The sequence below is a fragment of the Marivita geojedonensis genome (genome assembly GCF_002115805.1).
GTDB classification, from domain to species: domain Bacteria; phylum Pseudomonadota; class Alphaproteobacteria; order Rhodobacterales; family Rhodobacteraceae; genus Marivita; species Marivita geojedonensis.
This window is the reverse complement of the sequence record NZ_JFKC01000001.1, coordinates 428,971-445,638: the sequence shown is the minus strand read 5'-3', so window position 1 is coordinate 445,638 and position 16,668 is coordinate 428,971. Positions and strand designations below refer to the sequence as shown.

Genomic DNA, 16,668 nt, shown 5'->3' with positions numbered 1-16,668 from the left:
TCCGGTCTGCGGAGCTCACTCTCGGATAAACGAATCGGCGTGTGATGCATCCTTGATCCTCGGTTTTCAGCCTAGGGCCGACCTTAAAGAATAAATCTGATAAAAAAAATCGGGAATAAACTCTTTTGCTTTCCGGGCCCCTATCGGACTGGGCAGAGGGGTCCCGCCAGTCACCTTCGCAAAGGTATATTGGAGATGACAATTTTCCCGGATTGGGTGATGATGCCCCATTCGACGCGATGAAGCGCCGAAGATCTGAACGAAAGACCTGTTTCCCAATGACCCTAGACTACGAGGCGGTATTCCGGGAATCGCCTGCGCCCACGATGATCCTCGACGACTCGCTCGTCTTTGTTGCCGCCAATCCCGCGTATCTGAAAATGGTTGGCATGAGCCTCGAGGACCTTGTCGGAACGTATGTGTTCGACGCTTTTCCCGAATCCAATGACCGCGTGGGCAGCATGAAGGCGGTGTTTGAGGAAACTCTGGCGGGCAATCCGATGACGATCTCTGAGATTCCATTCAGGATTACCGTTGACGGTGTCGTGCGGGAACAGTGGTGGACGGCCTTGCACGCGCGGCTCGAGAACAGAAGCGATGGTCGTGCCTACCTGATCCAGTTCACTGAAAACGTCACCGACCAGGTCAAGATGCGCGATATGCGTAATGCGCTTCTCGGGGAGTTGCAGCACCGGGTCGGCAATATCTTTACCATCATCAGCGCGATTGCACGCCAGACATCGCGGGTCAGCCAGTCGGTACCGGAGTTCGTCCGCAATTTCGAAGAGCGGCTCGGTGCGTTTATTCGGGTGAACCGGCAATTGACCGGCGACCGGGGCGGACTGGAAACGCTCAGGGATGTGGTCGAGGATCAGCTGACCGCGCATGCCAAGGACGCGAAGGAGCGGATCCGTATCGACGGGCCGGACTACCCGCTGTCGATGGTGCAGTCGCAGGCGATTTCGATGGCGGTCCATGAGTTGGCGACCAACTCGATCAAATACGGTGCGCTGGGTCATCCCGATGGTGGTTTGACGATTTCCTGGGATATTCTTCCCCGCAATGGCTGCCTGTTCCGCTGGACTGAGAACGGGATCGATACGGGAAAGACATCGGACAAGTCGGGCTATGGCACCATGCTTTTGAACACGATCATCCCGAGCCAGCTTGACGGCAGCGCCGCGCGCGAGTTCTCGGACGGCAAGATGATCTATTCGCTCGAGATCGGGGGCGCTGGGTAAGCGCCCCTTTCCCTGCCAATCTGCGTCATACTCTCGTCCTATTGCCTGCTTTCAATCACGGGCAATCGATGTGTGAGAGGTGGATATGAGCGGGCCAGTTGCGGTTTTTGTCGATGGGGACAACCTGTCTTCGTCGTTTGCCGGCAGGATCATACGATCAGCACGAGCGCTTGGGCCGGTTGTGATGGCGCGGGTCTATGGTGCTGTAAACGCGTTGCAAGGTTGGTCCGACAGCCCCTCCTTTACGTTTCGCTATTCCGGGGGCGGCAAAAACGCCACGGACATCTGCCTTGCCGTTGAAGCGACGGAATATGTCTGCACCCATGAGGTAAAAAGCGTTGTGCTGTGCAGCTCCGACGCGGATTTCGTCCACCTCGCCTGTTGCCTCCGGGCAAGAGGTGTGCACGTTCTGGGCATGGGAGAAGAAAAGACGCGTGCAGAGATGCAGGCGGCGTGTTCGGAATTCCGGTTTTTGCGCAGCAAATCTCCCGTGCCTCCAAAGAAGACGCACCTTTCGGAGATGGATCAGAGGGTTGTCCAGACTGTCAGGGAACGCGGCGGGTCCATGCCGCTGTGTGAGGTCAACCCATTGATGTGGCAAAAATTTCAAACAAAGATCAGCGCGACCGATCACAAGAACTGGCGCGCCTATTTCAAGGGGCGAGAGTCGTTGTTCAAGATGAACGGCACGGGACAGGGCGCCCGTGTCCACCTGAAGCCGGACGTGTCGGACTAACCCGTACCCGTTTCCGCCGCAATCTGCGCCTTGCTCTTGCGGGCGCGTTCTGTTGCCGATTTCAACTGACCACAGGCCGCCATGATGTCTTCGCCGCGCGGGGTGCGGATCGGGGACGCGTAGCCGGCCTTGTAGATGATGTCGGCAAACGACTCGATGCGCGACCAGTCAGAACGCTGGTAGGGCGCGCCGGGCCATTCGTTGAACGGGATCAGGTTGATCTTGGCCGGGATGCCCGAGATCAGTTTGACCAGACGGCGGGCGTCTTCGTCGCTGTCGTTCACATCCTTGAGCATCACGTACTCAAAGGTGATGCGTTCGGAGTTCGATTTTTTCGGATACTCGCGCAGCGCGTCCAGCAGCGTTTCGATATTCCAGCGCTTGTTGATCGGCACCAGCCTGTCGCGCACCTCGTCGGTTGTGGCGTGGAAGCTGACCGCGAGGAGACAGCCGATCTCCTCGGCGGTCTTGGCGATCTCCGGCACGACGCCGGAGGTGGACAGCGTGATGCGGCGGCGGCTGAGGGCGATGCCTTCGCCGTCCATCGCGATTTTCATCGCGTCGCGCACGTTGTCGAAATTGTAGAGCGGTTCGCCCATGCCCATCAGAACGATGTTAGACAGAAGGCGCGGACCCGCGTCGCCTGTGCCGACGCCCGGTTGCGGCCATTCATCCAGATCGTCGCGGGCCAGCATGACCTGACCGATGATTTCGCCTGCGGTCAGGTTGCGGACCAGTTTCTGCGTTCCGGTGTGGCAGAAGGAACAGGTGAGCGTGCAGCCCACCTGGGACGAGATGCAGAGCGTGCCACGGTCGGTTTCGGGGATGTAGACCACCTCGACCTCGTGCCCGCCTGCAATCCGGACAAGGTATTTGCGGGTGCCATCAGCCGAGACCTGTTTCGACACGATCTCGGGCAGGGCGATTTCGAAATGCTCATCGAGTTGGGCGCGGTAGGTCTTGGCAAGGTTGGTCATCGCGTGAAAGTCACGCACGCCCCATTGGTAGACCCATTGCCAGATCTGGTTGACCCGCATTTTGGCCTGCTTTTCCGGCGTGCCGATCGCGATCAGCGCCTCGCGCAGCTTGTCGCGCGTCAGACCGACAATATTCGTCTTGCCCCCCTCCGGCAGCTTCCGGGGGATGGTCAATACGTCTTGCGTGATCGGTGCAGAGCCGGTCATGGGGTCAGCCTTTCTCGAAAAGAGATGGGCCACATATAGGATTCTTTGCCGGATGCCAAAGGGGAATGCGGGGCCAAGGCTCTTGCAAGAGCCTTGAAAAGCGTCTTCGAAGACGCTTTCCCGCGCTCAGATCAGCGTCCAGCCCTGATAGGCCAACCCGATCATAAACGCACCACCCAGCGAAATGGCGATGTAGAGCGTGAACACGCGCGGCTTCACCAAGGCCCAAACGGCGATAGCGGCGGGCAATGACGTGACACCCCCGGCGACAAGGAACGCCAGACCCGCGCCTTGCGCCATGCCCTGCTCCATCAACCCGCTGATGAGTGGCAGAGCGGCGTAGCCGTTCAGGTAAGCTGGCACACCAACCACGGTGGCAATTGCGATCGGGCCTATGCCGGTGCCCCCCAGAACCGAGGTGATGGTTTCCGCAGGCACATAGGCCAGCATGAGGCTTTCGAGCAGGAAGGCCAGTGTCAGCCATTGCGCCAGAAAGAGTGTCGTCTTGAACGCCTCTTTGCCGAATTTTTCGACCCGGTCCCCGTGGTTCCAGAAGCGCCAGACAACGGTCTTCGGATTGCGGATCTTGGCCGCGCCGCAGCCGCCATTGCCAACGCCGTCGCGCAGTGCATCGTGGAGGATGTGGCTTCCAGCCAGAGCCATCACAATGAACCCGCCTGCGACGCCCAACCCGATGGCGGCAAGCGTCTTGGCGATTGCGAATTCGAAGCCGAGCACGCCCGATGTCAGCAGGAACATCGACGGGTCCATCACAGGCGATGCCAGCCAGAACGCCATCACCGCAGACAGCGGCACACCCATGGTCAGCAGCGCTGCGATCAACGGGATCACCCCGCAGGAGCAGAAGGGCGACAGGCCCCCCGCCAAGGCTGCAAGAAAGATCATCAGCACCGGCGATCCGGTGAAAGCGCGGGCGATCAGGTTGTCTGCACCTGTGGCCACGGCCCAAGCTGCGATCCCGATGGACAGCAGCAGGTAGGGCGCGGTGGTCAACAGCGACTGCGCGACAAAGCCCAAGCTGTCCCTTGCCTGATCGGGTGAGAGAGCAGCGACCAGAAGCAGCAGGATGCCGGAGGCGATCCAGACCTTCTGTTTCTTGACGGCGACCCAGATTTGGTTCGGTGGGGCGTTGGAGGACAGGTCGGCCATCAGGTGTTTCCTTCGTTCAGGCGGCAGTATCGGCGCTGTCCGCCGCAAAGCCCTTGCAGCATTCTTCGGAGAGAAATCCGATCACGCTGTTCATCCGGTTGAAATCGACCGTGTTGATCACCTCGCGGCCCTGCTTGGTTTGAACAACCATGCCCGCATCAACCAACATACGCAGGTGATGCGCCTGTGTGGATGCGGGCAGGCCAAGATGGGCTGCGATCTGGCTCACGGTCAGGCCGTTATGCCCGGCTTTGACCAGCACGCGGAAGATCTGAAGCCGGGCTTCGTGGCCAAGGGACGCAAGGGCGCGGGCGATGAGTTGGGTCTGATTCATGTCACTATATGACTAGATTTATAGTTTTATTGCAACTGCGAATGCGTGGGCACAAGAATCCAAAGGCCGGATCGTCTGATCCGGCCTCTTGATCGGCGTTGAGTGTGTTGCGTCTGTCCTGACGGATTACCCGTTTGCGCAGCGCTTTTCCGCATCCTCGACCGCTGCGGTGAAGCCCAGCAGGGAGAACGTGTCCTTGGTGGTGGTCCCACGCGCCGATTGAGCGGTGAGCACCGCATCTGCGCCACGCTTCATTGCGGTGACGATCTTGGCATCGTCCTGCGGTGTTGCCGGCCATGCCCATTCACCCTCGGTGAACAGCTCGAACTCGGTGCCGCTGATATTCACGTTGACGGTCGATCCCGGCGCGAACGGGTAACCGCCGGTAAAGGCGACCTGACCCTGCACCTCGGCGCCCGGACGGTAGAACACCATCAACAGGATCTCGCCTCGTGTCACGGCGACAACACGACCGCCTCGGGTGTTCACGCTTTCCTTATAGGTGGTGACCGCCCAGCATTCCCGCGGGTCCTGCCCTTCGAACACGCTCCAATCGGTGATGGCATTCACGCGGTTCGTGCTTGTTTCCTGCGCTGCGCCCACACCTGCCGTTACCAGCGCAAGTGCGCCGACGACCGCTCCGCCAATCCATGAATTCATGCGTCCAGCCTCCAGACTGTCCCTTGCCTCAAAATGTTTGTCCGATGCAGTATGGGTTTAGCCCGTCATTATGTCACTGCAACTTTGCTCTCGACGGCATCAATTTAGCCTGATTTATGGGGGTGTTTAAAGCCCAATTGGCAGTTTTTTGCCCAAGATCGAGGACGTCTACCCATGGGACAACCCGCTTCACTGGCCGAAGTCTGGCGCGGCCCGTTTCAAGAGAGCCATCATGTCGGCCACGCAGTCATCTGCGACGGCTCCGGACAGATCGTGGCCGCATGGGGCGATCCGGATGCAGTGGTGCTTCCGCGCAGCTCGTCAAAGATGATACAAGCGCTGCCGCTGGTAACGTCGGGCGCGGCGGACGCACGTGGGTTGACCACGGAACACCTTGCCCTCGCCTGTGCGTCGCATCAGGGCGCCGCAATACATGTTGAGCGCGTCAATCGCTGGCTCGCGGACCTCGGTTTGGACGACTCGGCGCTGCTCTGCGGTCCGCAGGTGAGTCGGGATACCGATCTCAAACTGGCGATGATCCGGAATTATGAAACCCCATGCCGGGTCCACAACAACTGCTCGGGCAAACATGCGGGGTTCCTGACGCTGGCGCAGCATCTTGGAGCGGGTCCCGACTATGTCGATCCTGACCATCCCGTGCAGGCGGCTTGTCTTGAAGCGTTCGAAACCGTCACGGATCAGGCCAGCCCGGGGTTCGGGATCGATGGCTGCTCTGCCCCGAATTTCGCGACAACCATGCATGGCATGGCGCGGGCGATGGCGTGGTTTGCCACATCGGCGCAGCGGTCAGACACGATGAGCACGTCCGCGTCCCGACTCGTGGAGGCGATGCATACGCATCCCGAACTCGTTGCAGGTGAAGGCCGCGCATGCACGCGGCTTATGCGCGTGGCGTCAGAACCCGTCGCCCTCAAAACCGGCGCAGAAGGCTACTTCACAGCCATCCTGCCGACGCGTGGGCTTGGTGTCGCGGTCAAGGCTGCAGATGGGGCAACCCGAGCGGCGGAATGCGCGATTGCAGCACTCCTCGTGCGGCTTGAGATGCTCGACGCAGAACATCCCGAAGTCAAAGCCTTCTTGAATCCACCAATCGTGAATCGGGATGGGCTGGTGACCGGGGAGATCAGACCCGCGCCGGGACTTCTGGCGTAATCCAACTGTCTCGGGCGTATCCCTGAAGGAAAAGCAGGGCGGTCAGATCCCCGTGGTTGATGCGCAGCTTGGCCTGTGCCTGAACGCTTGGTTTGGCATGCAGTGCCACGCCCGCCCCGGCGCGTTGCAACATACCGAGGTCATTGGCCCCGTCGCCAACGGCAAGGACATCGTGTTCGGACAGAGCAAGCCGGCTGGTGATATCTTCCAGCGCGGCAATCTTGGCCTCCCGCCCGAGGATCGGCCGCGCGACATCACCCGTCAGCACCCCCGCTTCGGTGAGCAGCGTGTTGGCTCTGTTCTCGTCAAACCCAAGTGCTGCGGCCACCCGTGCCGTGAAGGCGGTGAAACCACCCGACACAAGCGCCGCATGGGCGCCATGTGTCTTCATCGTCGCAAGCAGAGCGGGACCTCCCGGCATCAGCGTGATGCGATGCTCCAGAACCTCGTCTATCACGCTCTCGGACAATCCTTTGAGCAGGCCGACACGTTCAAGGAGTGCGCCTTCGAAATCCAGTTCGCCATTCATTGCGCGGGCGGTGATCTCCTTGACCTGTGCGCCGACGCCTGCAACCTCGGCCAACTCGTCGATGCATTCCTGCTGGATCATGGTGCTGTCCATGTCAGCCAGAAGCATCTTCCTGCGGCGTCCTTCGCTGGGCTGGATCGCAAGGTCGACACCTTGATCCTGAAGCGTGGTCCAACTGGAGTCGGCTGTATCCGGCACGGACGGCATCTCGAATTCCGCGGCTTCATCCGGTGACAGCCAGACAAGATCGCCGCCACCCCATGCGTTGCGCAGCGCCTCGGCAAGCGCGGGATCAAGCGTTCCCGGACGGGCAATCAACGTGGCAGTGAACATGGTGTATCTCCAGTCAGAGTTTGTGGCGATCTATCCACCGACTCCGAAAAAGGCCAGATGGAAGAACCGCGCAGGTGTCTTCTTCTCTTTCCAAATACGCAAAGAACCCATCTCCCTTGCCGCCACCCATGGGGAAAAATCCCAAGTTTCCGATCCGCAACACGTGTTTCTGGGGAAACGTCAAATGCGTCACAATGGTCGCATTTTCCGACTTGCGCGGCGCATGCCGCCCGCATACACGCAGCGGTGGGACACCCCTCCCCAACGAGGGGCGCTTATCTGGAAGGGTAGCTACATGGCTATTGCAAAACCGGCAACGCGGCCGGCCAATCCGCGTTTCTCCTCTGGCCCCTGTGCCAAACCCCCCGTTTTCAAACTCGAAAATCTTGCTGACGCGCCGCTGGGCCGCTCCCACCGGGCTGCTGTCGGCAAGTCCAAGCTGAAAGCCGCGATCGAAGAGACGCGCGAGCTGCTTGGTGTGCCCGCCGACTACCGCATCGGCATCGTGCCGGCGTCCGACACCGGCGCGGTCGAGATGGCGATGTGGTCGCTGTTGGGCGCTCGCAAAGCCACGATGGTCGCTTGGGAATCCTTCGGCGCAGGCTGGGTCACCGATGTGGTGAAACAGCTCAAGATCGACGCCGAGGTAAAGACTGCTGAGTACGGTCAGATCGTTGATATGGCGACGGTCGATTACACCACCGATGTCGTGTTCACCTGGAACGGCACCACCTCTGGCGTGCGCATGCCCAATGGCGACGCGATCCCGGCGGACCGCGAAGGTCTGACGATCTGTGACGCCACATCGGCGGCCTTTGCGCAGGACCTGCCGTGGGACAAGCTCGATGTGACGACGTTCTCCTGGCAGAAAGTGCTGGGCGGCGAGGCGGCGCACGGGATGCTGATCCTGTCCCCGCGTGCGGTCGAACGGCTCGAATCCTACACACCGGCCTGGCCGCTGCCCAAGATCTTCCGCATGACCAAAGGCGGCAAGCTGATCGAAGGCATCTTTGTTGGTGAAACCATCAACACGCCCTCCATGCTGGCGGTCGAAGATTACCTTCTGGCGCTCGAATGGGCGCGGTCGGTTGGTGGTCTCAAGGGGCTGATGGCGCGGGCGGATGCCAACGCCAAAGCGGTCTGGGATTTCTGCGACGCGAACGACTGGATTGCCAACCTGGCTGACGACGCTGCAACGCGGTCGAATACCTCGGTCTGCCTGAAGTTCACCGATGACCGGATCACCGACGGTGCGGTTTTCGCCAAGGCTGTCGCCAAGCGGCTTGAGGCCGAAGGGGTGGCATTGGACATCGGTGCGTATCGCGATGCGCCGGCCGGTCTGCGCATCTGGTGCGGTGGTACGGTCGAAACGGCGGATATCGAAGCGATGCTGCCGTGGCTCGACTGGGCGTTCCACGCCGAGATCGAAGCGCTGGCTCAAGCCGCCTGATTCAGAAGTGCGCGCCCGCGCGCACTTTCCCCACACATCCCCCGAAGGGTGCGTGATGTCACGCACCTTCCCCCGATATTCAAAAGGACCACTGACATGGCCCCCCGTGTACTCATCTCTGACAAACTTTCCGACGCCGCCGTCCAGATCTTCAAGGACCGCGGGATCGAAGTCGATTTCCAGCCGAACCTCGGCAAGGACAAGGACAAGCTGGCCGAAGTGATCGGCCAATATGACGGTCTCGCGATCCGCTCGGCCACGAAGGTCACGCCGACGATTCTCGAGAACGCGACGAACCTCAAGGTGATTGGCCGCGCCGGGATCGGCACCGACAACATCGACAAGGACGCGGCGTCCAAGAAAGGCGTGATCGTCATGAACACGCCCTTCGGCAACATGATCACCACCGCCGAGCACGCCATCGCCATGATGTTCGCCTGTGCGCGCCAAATCCCCGAGGCGTCGGCCTCGACCCATGCGGGCAAGTGGGAAAAGTCGAAATTCATGGGTGTCGAGCTCACCGGCAAGACGCTGGGTGTGATCGGTGCGGGCAATATCGGCGGTATCGTCTGTGATCGCGCCCGTGGCCTCAAGATGAAGGTCATTGCCTACGATCCGTTCCTCGGTGAGGACAAAGCCAAGCAGATGCAGGTCGAGAAGGTCGAACTGGACGACCTGCTCAAGCGCGCTGATTTCATCACCCTGCACGTGCCTCTGACCGATCAGACCCGCAACATCCTGAGCCGCGAGAACCTCGAAAAGACCAAAAAGGGCGTGCGGATCATCAACTGTGCCCGTGGCGGTCTGGTGGACGAAGAGGCGCTGGCCGATCTGCTGAAATCCGGCCATGTGGCTGGGGCCGCGTTCGACGTGTTCAGCGAAGAGCCCGCGACAGAGAACCCGCTCTTCAACCTGCCCAACGTGGTCTGCACCCCGCACCTTGGGGCTGCCACAACAGAAGCGCAGGAAAACGTGGCGCTTCAGGTGGCCGAGCAGATGGCCAACTACCTGCTGACCGGTGCTGTCGAAAACGCGCTCAACATGCCGTCGGTGACCGCCGAGGAAGCCAAGATCATGGGGCCGTGGATCAAACTGGCCGATCACCTGGGCAGCTTTATCGGTCAGATGACCGACGAACCGATCAAGGCGATCAACATCCTGTATGACGGCACCGTCTCTTCGATGAACCTCGATGCGCTGAACTGTTCGGCAATTGCGGGCATCATGAAGCGGGTCAACCCGGACGTGAACATGGTAAGCGCGCCGCTTATCGCAAAGGAGCGCGGCATCAAGATCAGCACCACCAATCAGGCCAAGTCCGGTGCCTTTGATGGCTACATCAAAGTGACGGTGGTCACCGCTGAGCGCGAACGCTCGATCGCCGGGACCGTGTTCAGCGATGGCAAGCCGCGCTTCATCCAGATCAAGGGCATCAATATCGACGCCGAGATCGGGGCGCACATGGTCTACACCACCAACGAAGACGTGCCGGGCATCATCGGTACGCTGGGCACCACCATGGGCGAGAACAACGTGAACATCGCGAATTTCACGCTTGGCCGTTCTGCCGCCAAGGGTGAGGCGATTGCGCTTCTCTACGTTGACGAGCCGGTACCGGCGAATGTCGTGGACAAGCTCAAGGCGACCGGTCTCTTCCGGCAGGTCAAGCCGCTGCAGTTCGACGTGGCCTGAAGCTCGACATAACAAAGCACCGGGAGCGGTTCTGATTGCGCCGCTCCCGACCACATGCCACACAACAGGCATGACAGGCATACTTTACGCGATTGGCGATATTCACGGGCAGCATGGGATGCTGGAAACCGCGTTGTCGCAGATCGACGCCGACGGCGGTGCCAACGCGCGGGTGGTCTTTCTGGGCGACTACGTGGATCGCGGTCCGGACAGCAAAGGCGTGATCGACACTCTTGTCGATGGGCAGAATGCAGGACGCGACTGGATTTGCCTTAAAGGCAACCATGACCGATTCTTTGAGTGGTATCTTCACCCCGATGGCCCACGCTTTGATCCGCATCTGCTGGTTGGATATCACTGGTTTCACCCGGCTATCGGTGGGACGGAAACCATCGCATCCTATGGCGTTTACCTGCCGGACCGCATTCGCAAGGCTGACCTTGCCGATCTATTGCATGCTGAAGTTCCAGAAACGCACAAAGCATTCCTGCGCGGATTGAAAACATCGCATCTGGAAGACGGGTTGTTCTTCGCACACGCGGGCATTCGTCCGGGTGTTCCGCTGGATCAGCAGGCCGAAAACGATCTGCTTTGGATCCGGCAAGAGTTCCACAGTGACAAACGCGATCACGGTTCCATCGTTGTTCACGGCCACACGCCCGTGGATGCGCCCGAGCGCTATGCGAACCGGATCAACCTCGATACGGGCGCCGGTTACGGGCGCCCGCTCACCGTTGCGGTGTTCGAGGAGGACGAGGTGTTCCGATTGACCGACATGGGCCGCGAGCGCATCCCTAGTCGTAGCTGAGTGCCGTCGCCTTGCCGCGGAACACGGTGTAGGCGAGTGCGGTGTATCCCAGGATCATGGGCAGCACGAAGAGTGTGCCGATCAGGATGATGAACAGGCTTTCGGGGGCGCTGGCCGCTTCGTATATGGTCAGTTGGTCCGGTACGATGAACGGGTAGAACGAATAGGCCATCCCGAAGAAGCCCAGCACGAACAGAACGATGGTCGCCGCGAAGGGAAACCATGCAAAGCTGTCATCGCTGGTGGGCAGACGGCGCAGGCTCAGCCAAAGCAGAACGATCAGCGCGCCTGACATCAGCGGCAGAGGCATCAGCAGGAAGAATTCAGGAACCGAAAACCATTTGTCGAAGATGCGCGGGCTGACCAGAGGGGAGGAAATGGAGATCGCCCCAAGCCCCAGCACAACGCCCCAGATCCCGCCTTTGGACCAGCGCACCGCCTTAAGCTGCAACGCGCCCTCGGTTTTGAGGATCAGCCACGTCGCACCGATAAAGCTGTAAGCGACGGTGAGGAACACCGCCGTGACCGCCGAAAAAGCCAGAGTGAAGGCCGTCACTTCCAGCCCCATGATATACATGCCAAGCATGTAGCCTTGGCTCAACGACGTCATCATCGAGCCTGTGTAGAAGGCTGTGTCCCATGCCGGTTTATGTTTGACCGGTGCTTTGACCCTGAACTCGAAAGACACACCGCGCAGGATCAGGCCGACCAGCATCACCGCGACCGGCAGATAGAGCGCAGTCAGGATCGTGCCATGGGCGGTCGGGAAGGCCACCAGCAGGATGCCGATGGCCAGAACCAGCCATGTTTCGTTGGCGTCCCAGAAGGGACCAATGGAGGCGACCATGCGGTCTTTCTCGTCAGGGTCTGCGAAGGGGAAGAGCACGCCAACGCCCAGATCGAACCCGTCGAGAACCACGTAGATCAGGATCGACAGCCCGAGAAGGGCGGCAAAGGCCAGGGGCAACCAGGTTGCGGGATCTCCGAACAGATACATGGTTTACTCCGCTGGGACTGTGACTTGGGCTTCGGACGCTGCAGGAATGCGTGCTCCGAGCGGTTCACCTTTGGCCGCTTTGCGTGCGAGGTAGAACAGCACGCCGATATAAGCAGCAAGCAGGGCTGCATAGATTGCCAGGTAGGCGATCAGTGTCGAGGCGACCATCGGGGCGGGCACGTCGGCCACGGCGGCTTCGGTGGTCAGCACACCTTGCACCAGCCACGGCTGACGTCCGATCTCGGTGGTGTACCAACCGGCGAGCGTTGCGACCCAGCCCGAGAACGCCATCGGCACCATCGCCCAGAGCAGCGGTTTCGGCAGGCCTTCGACACCGCGCTTCTTGCGGGCCATGAAGAACACGGCGGACCAGCTGAGCAGCAACATCGCCATGCCTGTCGCGACCATGATGCGGAAGCTGTAGAACACGGGCGCCACTGGCGGATGCAGCACGGTGCCGTCTTGGGTGACGAAGTCATTCAGACCCGGCACCACGCCATCCGGGGAGTGCTTCAGAATCAAGGATGCGCCATTCGGAATGCCGATCTCGAAATCGTTGGACCGTGTCTCTTCGTTCGGGATCGCAAAGAGCACCAGCGGCACGTTCGGGCCGGTTTCCCAGTTGCCTTCCATCGCCGCCACTTTCTGCGGCTGATGCTCAAGCGTGTTCAAACCATGGAAGTCGCCGGCAAGGATCTGCAGCGGGATCAGCACCGCACCAAGGGTCATGCCGGTCTTGAGTGTCGCCCGGACGCCGTTCGACCGGTCACCGATCAGCCAGCGGAACGCGCTCAGACCTGCGAGCAGGAAGGCAACGGTGAGCCCGGAGGCCAGCAGCATATGCACAAGGCGGTACGGCATCGACGGGTTGAAGATGATCGCCCACCAATCGGTGGCGAAGGCGACGCCATCGCGCATTTCGAACCCGGCGGGTGTGTGCATCCAGCTGTTCAGGACCAAAATCCAGAAGGCCGACATTGTCGTGCCGAACGCCACCAAGAAGGTCGAGAGCGTGTGGAGCCAGCTTGGCACCTTCGACATGCCGAACAACATGATCCCAAGGAACACAGCTTCGAGGAAGAAGGCGGTCATCACCTCATAGGCGAGAAGCGGGCCGGCAATATTGCCGACGCTTTCCATGAAGCCCGGCCAGTTGGTTCCGAACTGGAACGACATGGTGATGCCGGACACCACTCCCATGGCAAAGCTGAGGGCAAAGACCTTGACCCAGAAGCGGTAGGCCTCAATCCATTTCTGGTCACCTGTCCGGGCAAAGCGCAGTTTGAAGAACAAAAGCACCCAGCCCAAGGCGATGGTGATCGTCGGGAAGAGGATGTGAAACGAAATATTGGCACCGAACTGGATGCGGGAAAGGATGAGCGTGTCCATTTGACCAACCTTAAGAAACCATTTCTGTCAGGAAATAAGATAGGTCGCAGATGCAGGTTTCCCCGTTCCTGCGACAGCATTGCGCACCGGTTTTCAAGCAGCGCCGTTTCGCCTTCTGCCCAAGGTTGCGCATTGCTCAAAACGTCTATTGCGCAGGAAATTCTTGCTCAGATGGATTGTCCTGCGAAAGATATTTGCGGCGATTGCGCTGTGTTCGGCAGGAAAAGAGGCAAATAGACTTTCCGCAAGATGATAGATTGTGAGGACCGGCGTTTAGACCGGGAACATTTCGCAAGGGGGACATTATGTCTGAGAAATTCGTTGTGGGATACGATGGGAGCGATGTTTCAAAACGCGCTCTTGATTTCGCCGTGTCGCGGGCCGAGGCCCAGGGCGGCAGTATCCTGATTGTTCACGTGCTGGAATGGTCACCGTATTCATTCCTCACTCCACAAGAAATTGAAGAGCGCCATGCGCGGCGGACCGAAGAGTTGGAACGCGCTGAAAAGGCATTGATGGCGCCGCTCAAATCCACAATCGCCGCTGCGGGTGTGCCGGTCGAAACTCAGATCAAGTACGGGCATGTCGCCAAGACACTGTGCGATGTCGCCAAGAAAGAGGGCGCGACACAAATGGTCATCGGCCGTGACGGCGATGGCGGTTTGTCGAGCCGGGTTTTCGGCTCAGTTGCCGGGTCTCTGGTTCAGGTCGCGCCAGTGCCCTGCACCATCGTTCCATAATCGCACAAGGAATTTCATAGATGACACGTCTTGTTCCAGCGGCGGTTTTGGCCGCCTTTTTCACCATGTCCGGAGCCCTCGCAGCATCCGCACAATCCATCGACGAAACCATTAACGGAATCTTCGCCAGCTCAACCGGCTGGTTTGTCAGCCTGATCTTCAGCAACTTCCCCGGCACCAGCTTTCCATGGATCGTCGGCTGGCTGGTGATCGCAGCAACCGTCTTCACCGTCTATTTCGGTGTGATCCAGTTCCGCGCCTTCGGTCATGCCATCGCGCTGGTCAAAGGAGATTACTCGGACCCCAACGATGCAGGTGAGGTCAGTCACTTTCAGGCTCTCGCCACCGCGCTGTCTGGCACCGTGGGTCTGGGCAACATCGCCGGTGTTGCAGTCGCGATCGGGATCGGCGGTCCGGGCGCAACCTTCTGGATGATCCTTGCCGGTCTGCTTGGCATGGCGTCCAAGTTCACCGAATGTACGCTGGGTGTGAAATACCGCAACGAATACGCCAACGGCACGGTGTCCGGCGGTCCGATGTACTACCTGACCAAAGGTTTTGCCGAACGCGGCGTCGGCGGTGGACGCATCCTTGCAATCCTGTTTTCGATCTTCTGCATCCTCGGCGCACTTGGTGGCGGCAACATGTTCCAGGCCAATCAGGCCCATGCGCAGCTGACCAACGTGTTTGGTGAATACCCCGGCTGGATCACCGGCGTGGTCTTTGCCGGCATCGTCTTTGCCGTGATCGTCGGGGGTCTCAAGTCCATTGCGCGCGTGACGGAAAAGGTCGTGCCGTTCATGGGTGTGATCTATGTCGGTACGGCGCTGATCATCATCCTGATGAACTATGACAAGATCGGTTGGGCCTTCGGTCAGATCTTCGCAGGTGCCTTTACCGGCCTGGGTGTTGCAGGCGGGTTCGTCGGCGCGCTGATCCAGGGCTTCAAGCGGGCAGCGTTCTCGAACGAGGCGGGCGTCGGTTCGGCTGCGATTGCGCACTCTGCGGTCCGCACAAAAGAGCCGATCACCGAAGGGTTCGTGTCGCTTCTTGAACCGCTGATCGACACGGTGATCGTCTGCACCATGACCGCGCTTGTGATCATCATCACCGGTCAGCTGATCGCGGACCCGAACACCGGCAACTACCTGTTGAATGAAGCTGGCACAGCGATCCAGACCGTCGGCGACACATCTGGCGTGGCTCTGACCTCGGCGGCGTTCTCGTCCTCCATTAGTGGGTTCAAATATGTGCTGGCGCTGGCGGTGATCCTGTTTGCTTTCTCTACCATGATCTCGTGGTCCTACTACGGGCTGAAGGCATGGACCTACCTCTTTGGTGAGGGCAAGGCGCAGGAGCTGACCTTCAAGCTGATCTTCTGCCTGTTCGTCGTGATCGGCGCAGCGGCCAGCCTTGGTCCGGTCATTGATTTCTCCGACGCGGCGATCTTTGCGATGGCGGTGGTCAACATCATCGGTCTCTACGTGCTGATGCCCATCGTGAAGCGTGAAATGAACAGCTACCTGTCGCGCCTCAAGTCGGGTGAGATCAAGAAATTCACCTGATTGCAGTATCTGCAGAGTGAAGGACGAAGGGGCGGGCCATTTGGTCCGCCCTTTTGCGTGGCGCTCCAGAAAAGCGGTTTCAAAACCGCCGGGACATCCTATATCTAGCCCTCTCGCGGGCAAAGGAGACCGCAGCGATGGCCAAGCCGAAGGACAATCCGAACTACAAGGTGATCGCCGACAACCGTCGGGCGCGGTTCGACTATGCCATCGAGGACGATCTGGAGGCGGGCATCGTTCTGCAAGGGTCTGAAGTGAAGTCGCTGCGCGAGAACAGCGCCAACATCACCGAATGTTACGCAGCGGTCGAGGATGGCGAGCTGTGGTTGGTGAACTCCTATATCGCCCCCTACAACCGTGCGATGTTCCCGCATGAGGAACGCCGCCGGCGCAAGCTCTTGGTGTCGCGCAAGGAATTGTCACGCCTTTGGAATGAAACCCAGCGCAAGGGCATGACGATTGTCCCGCTGGTGCTCTATTTCAATGACAAGGGCATGGTGAAGATGAAGCTTGGCATCGCCAAGGGCAAGAAAACCCACGACAAGCGCGAATCCGAGGCCAAACGCGACTGGGGCCGCCAGAAGCAGCGTCTGTTGAAGAACGCAGGGTAAGGCGGGGGCGGCTTTCCGTCGACGGAAAACCACGATGCGTTGACGCATCGAAGCGT

At 59.8% G+C, this 16,668-nt stretch carries 16 protein-coding genes; 9 read left to right on the top strand and 7 right to left on the bottom strand.

Going from position 1 to position 16,668, the window contains the following annotated elements; genetic code table 11:
- Positions 1 to 278: 278 nt before the first annotated feature.
- Both MGEO_RS02215 and MGEO_RS02210 read left to right on the top strand, forming a co-directional pair.
- Positions 279 to 1,241 (top strand): HWE histidine kinase domain-containing protein, encoded by a 963-nt coding sequence (locus tag MGEO_RS02215; protein WP_158090959.1) that lies wholly within the window; start codon positions 279 to 281, stop codon positions 1,239 to 1,241.
- Between the two features lie 85 nt (positions 1,242 to 1,326).
- Positions 1,327 to 1,977 carry an NYN domain-containing protein gene (locus MGEO_RS02210; RefSeq protein ID WP_085635046.1) on the top strand — a complete coding sequence of 217 codons (651 nt, stop codon included), beginning with the start codon at positions 1,327 to 1,329 and terminating at the stop codon, positions 1,975 to 1,977.
- Here MGEO_RS02210 and rlmN read toward each other — a convergent pair.
- The 4 genes from rlmN to MGEO_RS02190 all read right to left on the bottom strand — a co-directional run bounded on the left by rlmN (position 1,974) and on the right by MGEO_RS02190 (position 5,325).
- Positions 1,974 to 3,161 carry a 23S rRNA (adenine(2503)-C(2))-methyltransferase RlmN gene (gene rlmN, locus MGEO_RS02205; protein ID WP_085635045.1) on the bottom strand — a complete coding sequence of 396 codons (1,188 nt, stop codon included), beginning with the start codon at positions 3,159 to 3,161 and terminating at the stop codon, positions 1,974 to 1,976. The two genes, MGEO_RS02210 and rlmN, sit on opposite strands and share 4 nt — an antisense overlap.
- Positions 3,162 to 3,287: 126 nt before the next feature.
- Entirely contained in the window at positions 3,288 to 4,331 is a 1,044-nt protein-coding gene (locus MGEO_RS02200) for a permease (RefSeq protein WP_085635044.1), read from the bottom strand.
- A 16-nt stretch (positions 4,332 to 4,347) separates the two neighbouring features.
- Positions 4,348 to 4,665, bottom strand: a complete 318-nt coding sequence (locus tag MGEO_RS02195) for an ArsR/SmtB family transcription factor (protein WP_085635043.1) — start codon at positions 4,663 to 4,665, stop codon at positions 4,348 to 4,350.
- A gap of 126 nt (positions 4,666 to 4,791) precedes the next feature.
- Positions 4,792 to 5,325, bottom strand: a complete 534-nt coding sequence (locus tag MGEO_RS02190) for an invasion associated locus B family protein (protein WP_085635042.1) — start codon at positions 5,323 to 5,325, stop codon at positions 4,792 to 4,794.
- A gap of 174 nt (positions 5,326 to 5,499) precedes the next feature.
- Here MGEO_RS02190 and MGEO_RS02185 point away from each other — a divergent pair, with 174 nt between their 5' ends.
- Positions 5,500 to 6,498 (top strand): asparaginase, encoded by a 999-nt coding sequence (locus tag MGEO_RS02185; RefSeq protein ID WP_085635041.1) that lies wholly within the window; start codon positions 5,500 to 5,502, stop codon positions 6,496 to 6,498.
- Here the strand turns inward: MGEO_RS02185 and serB are convergent.
- On the bottom strand, positions 6,470 to 7,360 hold the full coding sequence (gene serB / locus MGEO_RS02180; protein ID WP_085635040.1) for a phosphoserine phosphatase SerB: 891 nt from the start codon (positions 7,358 to 7,360) through the stop codon (positions 6,470 to 6,472). The two genes, MGEO_RS02185 and serB, sit on opposite strands and share 29 nt — an antisense overlap.
- 295 nt (positions 7,361 to 7,655) lie before the next feature.
- On the opposite strand from serB, the gene MGEO_RS02175 reads away from it, so the two are divergent.
- From MGEO_RS02175 to MGEO_RS02165, 3 genes are all read left to right on the top strand, one after another.
- Positions 7,656 to 8,810, top strand: a complete 1,155-nt coding sequence (locus MGEO_RS02175; protein WP_085635039.1) for a phosphoserine transaminase — start codon at positions 7,656 to 7,658, stop codon at positions 8,808 to 8,810.
- A gap of 96 nt (positions 8,811 to 8,906) precedes the next feature.
- Positions 8,907 to 10,502, top strand: coding sequence for a phosphoglycerate dehydrogenase (gene serA / locus MGEO_RS02170; RefSeq protein WP_085635038.1), 1,596 nt, complete (start codon positions 8,907 to 8,909; stop codon positions 10,500 to 10,502).
- 70 nt (positions 10,503 to 10,572) lie between these two features.
- The gene (locus MGEO_RS02165) at positions 10,573 to 11,310 is read left to right on the top strand and encodes a metallophosphoesterase family protein (RefSeq protein ID WP_085635037.1); all 738 of its coding nucleotides are present in this window, start codon (positions 10,573 to 10,575) and stop codon (positions 11,308 to 11,310) included.
- Here MGEO_RS02165 and MGEO_RS02160 read toward each other — a convergent pair.
- Positions 11,297 to 12,307 (bottom strand): cytochrome d ubiquinol oxidase subunit II, encoded by a 1,011-nt coding sequence (locus MGEO_RS02160; RefSeq protein WP_085635036.1) that lies wholly within the window; start codon positions 12,305 to 12,307, stop codon positions 11,297 to 11,299. The genes MGEO_RS02165 and MGEO_RS02160 overlap by 14 nt on opposite strands.
- A gap of 3 nt (positions 12,308 to 12,310) precedes the next feature.
- Complete coding sequence (locus tag MGEO_RS02155; protein ID WP_085635035.1) at positions 12,311 to 13,696, bottom strand: cytochrome ubiquinol oxidase subunit I; 1,386 nt, start codon at positions 13,694 to 13,696, stop codon at positions 12,311 to 12,313.
- A 305-nt stretch (positions 13,697 to 14,001) separates the two neighbouring features.
- On the opposite strand from MGEO_RS02155, the gene MGEO_RS02150 reads away from it, so the two are divergent.
- From MGEO_RS02150 to smpB, 3 genes are all read left to right on the top strand, one after another.
- A complete protein-coding gene (locus MGEO_RS02150; RefSeq protein WP_085635034.1) occupies positions 14,002 to 14,436 on the top strand; it encodes a universal stress protein in 435 nt (144 codons plus the stop codon).
- A 20-nt stretch (positions 14,437 to 14,456) separates the two neighbouring features.
- Complete coding sequence (locus MGEO_RS02145) at positions 14,457 to 16,001, top strand: alanine/glycine:cation symporter family protein (RefSeq protein WP_085635033.1); 1,545 nt, start codon at positions 14,457 to 14,459, stop codon at positions 15,999 to 16,001.
- Between the two features lie 137 nt (positions 16,002 to 16,138).
- A complete protein-coding gene (gene smpB / locus MGEO_RS02140) occupies positions 16,139 to 16,612 on the top strand; it encodes an SsrA-binding protein SmpB (RefSeq protein ID WP_085635032.1) in 474 nt (157 codons plus the stop codon).
- Positions 16,613 to 16,668 lie beyond the last annotated feature (56 nt).

What these genes read in the sequence shown, in the direction of transcription:
- MGEO_RS02215 (WP_158090959.1), top strand. Translation starts at nt 279, where the DNA reads ATGACCCTAGACTACGAGGCGGTATTCCGGGAATCGCCTGCGCCCACG.
- MGEO_RS02210 (WP_085635046.1), top strand. Translation starts at nt 1,327, where the DNA reads ATGAGCGGGCCAGTTGCGGTTTTTGTCGATGGGGACAACCTGTCTTCG.
- rlmN (WP_085635045.1), bottom strand. Translation starts at nt 3,161, where the DNA reads ATGACCGGCTCTGCACCGATCACGCAAGACGTATTGACCATCCCCCGG.
- MGEO_RS02200 (WP_085635044.1), bottom strand. Translation starts at nt 4,331, where the DNA reads ATGGCCGACCTGTCCTCCAACGCCCCACCGAACCAAATCTGGGTCGCC.
- MGEO_RS02195 (WP_085635043.1), bottom strand. Translation starts at nt 4,665, where the DNA reads ATGAATCAGACCCAACTCATCGCCCGCGCCCTTGCGTCCCTTGGCCAC.
- MGEO_RS02190 (WP_085635042.1), bottom strand. Translation starts at nt 5,325, where the DNA reads ATGAATTCATGGATTGGCGGAGCGGTCGTCGGCGCACTTGCGCTGGTA.
- MGEO_RS02185 (WP_085635041.1), top strand. Translation starts at nt 5,500, where the DNA reads ATGGGACAACCCGCTTCACTGGCCGAAGTCTGGCGCGGCCCGTTTCAA.
- serB (WP_085635040.1), bottom strand. Translation starts at nt 7,360, where the DNA reads ATGTTCACTGCCACGTTGATTGCCCGTCCGGGAACGCTTGATCCCGCG.
- MGEO_RS02175 (WP_085635039.1), top strand. Translation starts at nt 7,656, where the DNA reads ATGGCTATTGCAAAACCGGCAACGCGGCCGGCCAATCCGCGTTTCTCC.
- serA (WP_085635038.1), top strand. Translation starts at nt 8,907, where the DNA reads ATGGCCCCCCGTGTACTCATCTCTGACAAACTTTCCGACGCCGCCGTC.
- MGEO_RS02165 (WP_085635037.1), top strand. Translation starts at nt 10,573, where the DNA reads ATGACAGGCATACTTTACGCGATTGGCGATATTCACGGGCAGCATGGG.
- MGEO_RS02160 (WP_085635036.1), bottom strand. Translation starts at nt 12,307, where the DNA reads ATGTATCTGTTCGGAGATCCCGCAACCTGGTTGCCCCTGGCCTTTGCC.
- MGEO_RS02155 (WP_085635035.1), bottom strand. Translation starts at nt 13,696, where the DNA reads ATGGACACGCTCATCCTTTCCCGCATCCAGTTCGGTGCCAATATTTCG.
- MGEO_RS02150 (WP_085635034.1), top strand. Translation starts at nt 14,002, where the DNA reads ATGTCTGAGAAATTCGTTGTGGGATACGATGGGAGCGATGTTTCAAAA.
- MGEO_RS02145 (WP_085635033.1), top strand. Translation starts at nt 14,457, where the DNA reads ATGACACGTCTTGTTCCAGCGGCGGTTTTGGCCGCCTTTTTCACCATG.
- smpB (WP_085635032.1), top strand. Translation starts at nt 16,139, where the DNA reads ATGGCCAAGCCGAAGGACAATCCGAACTACAAGGTGATCGCCGACAAC.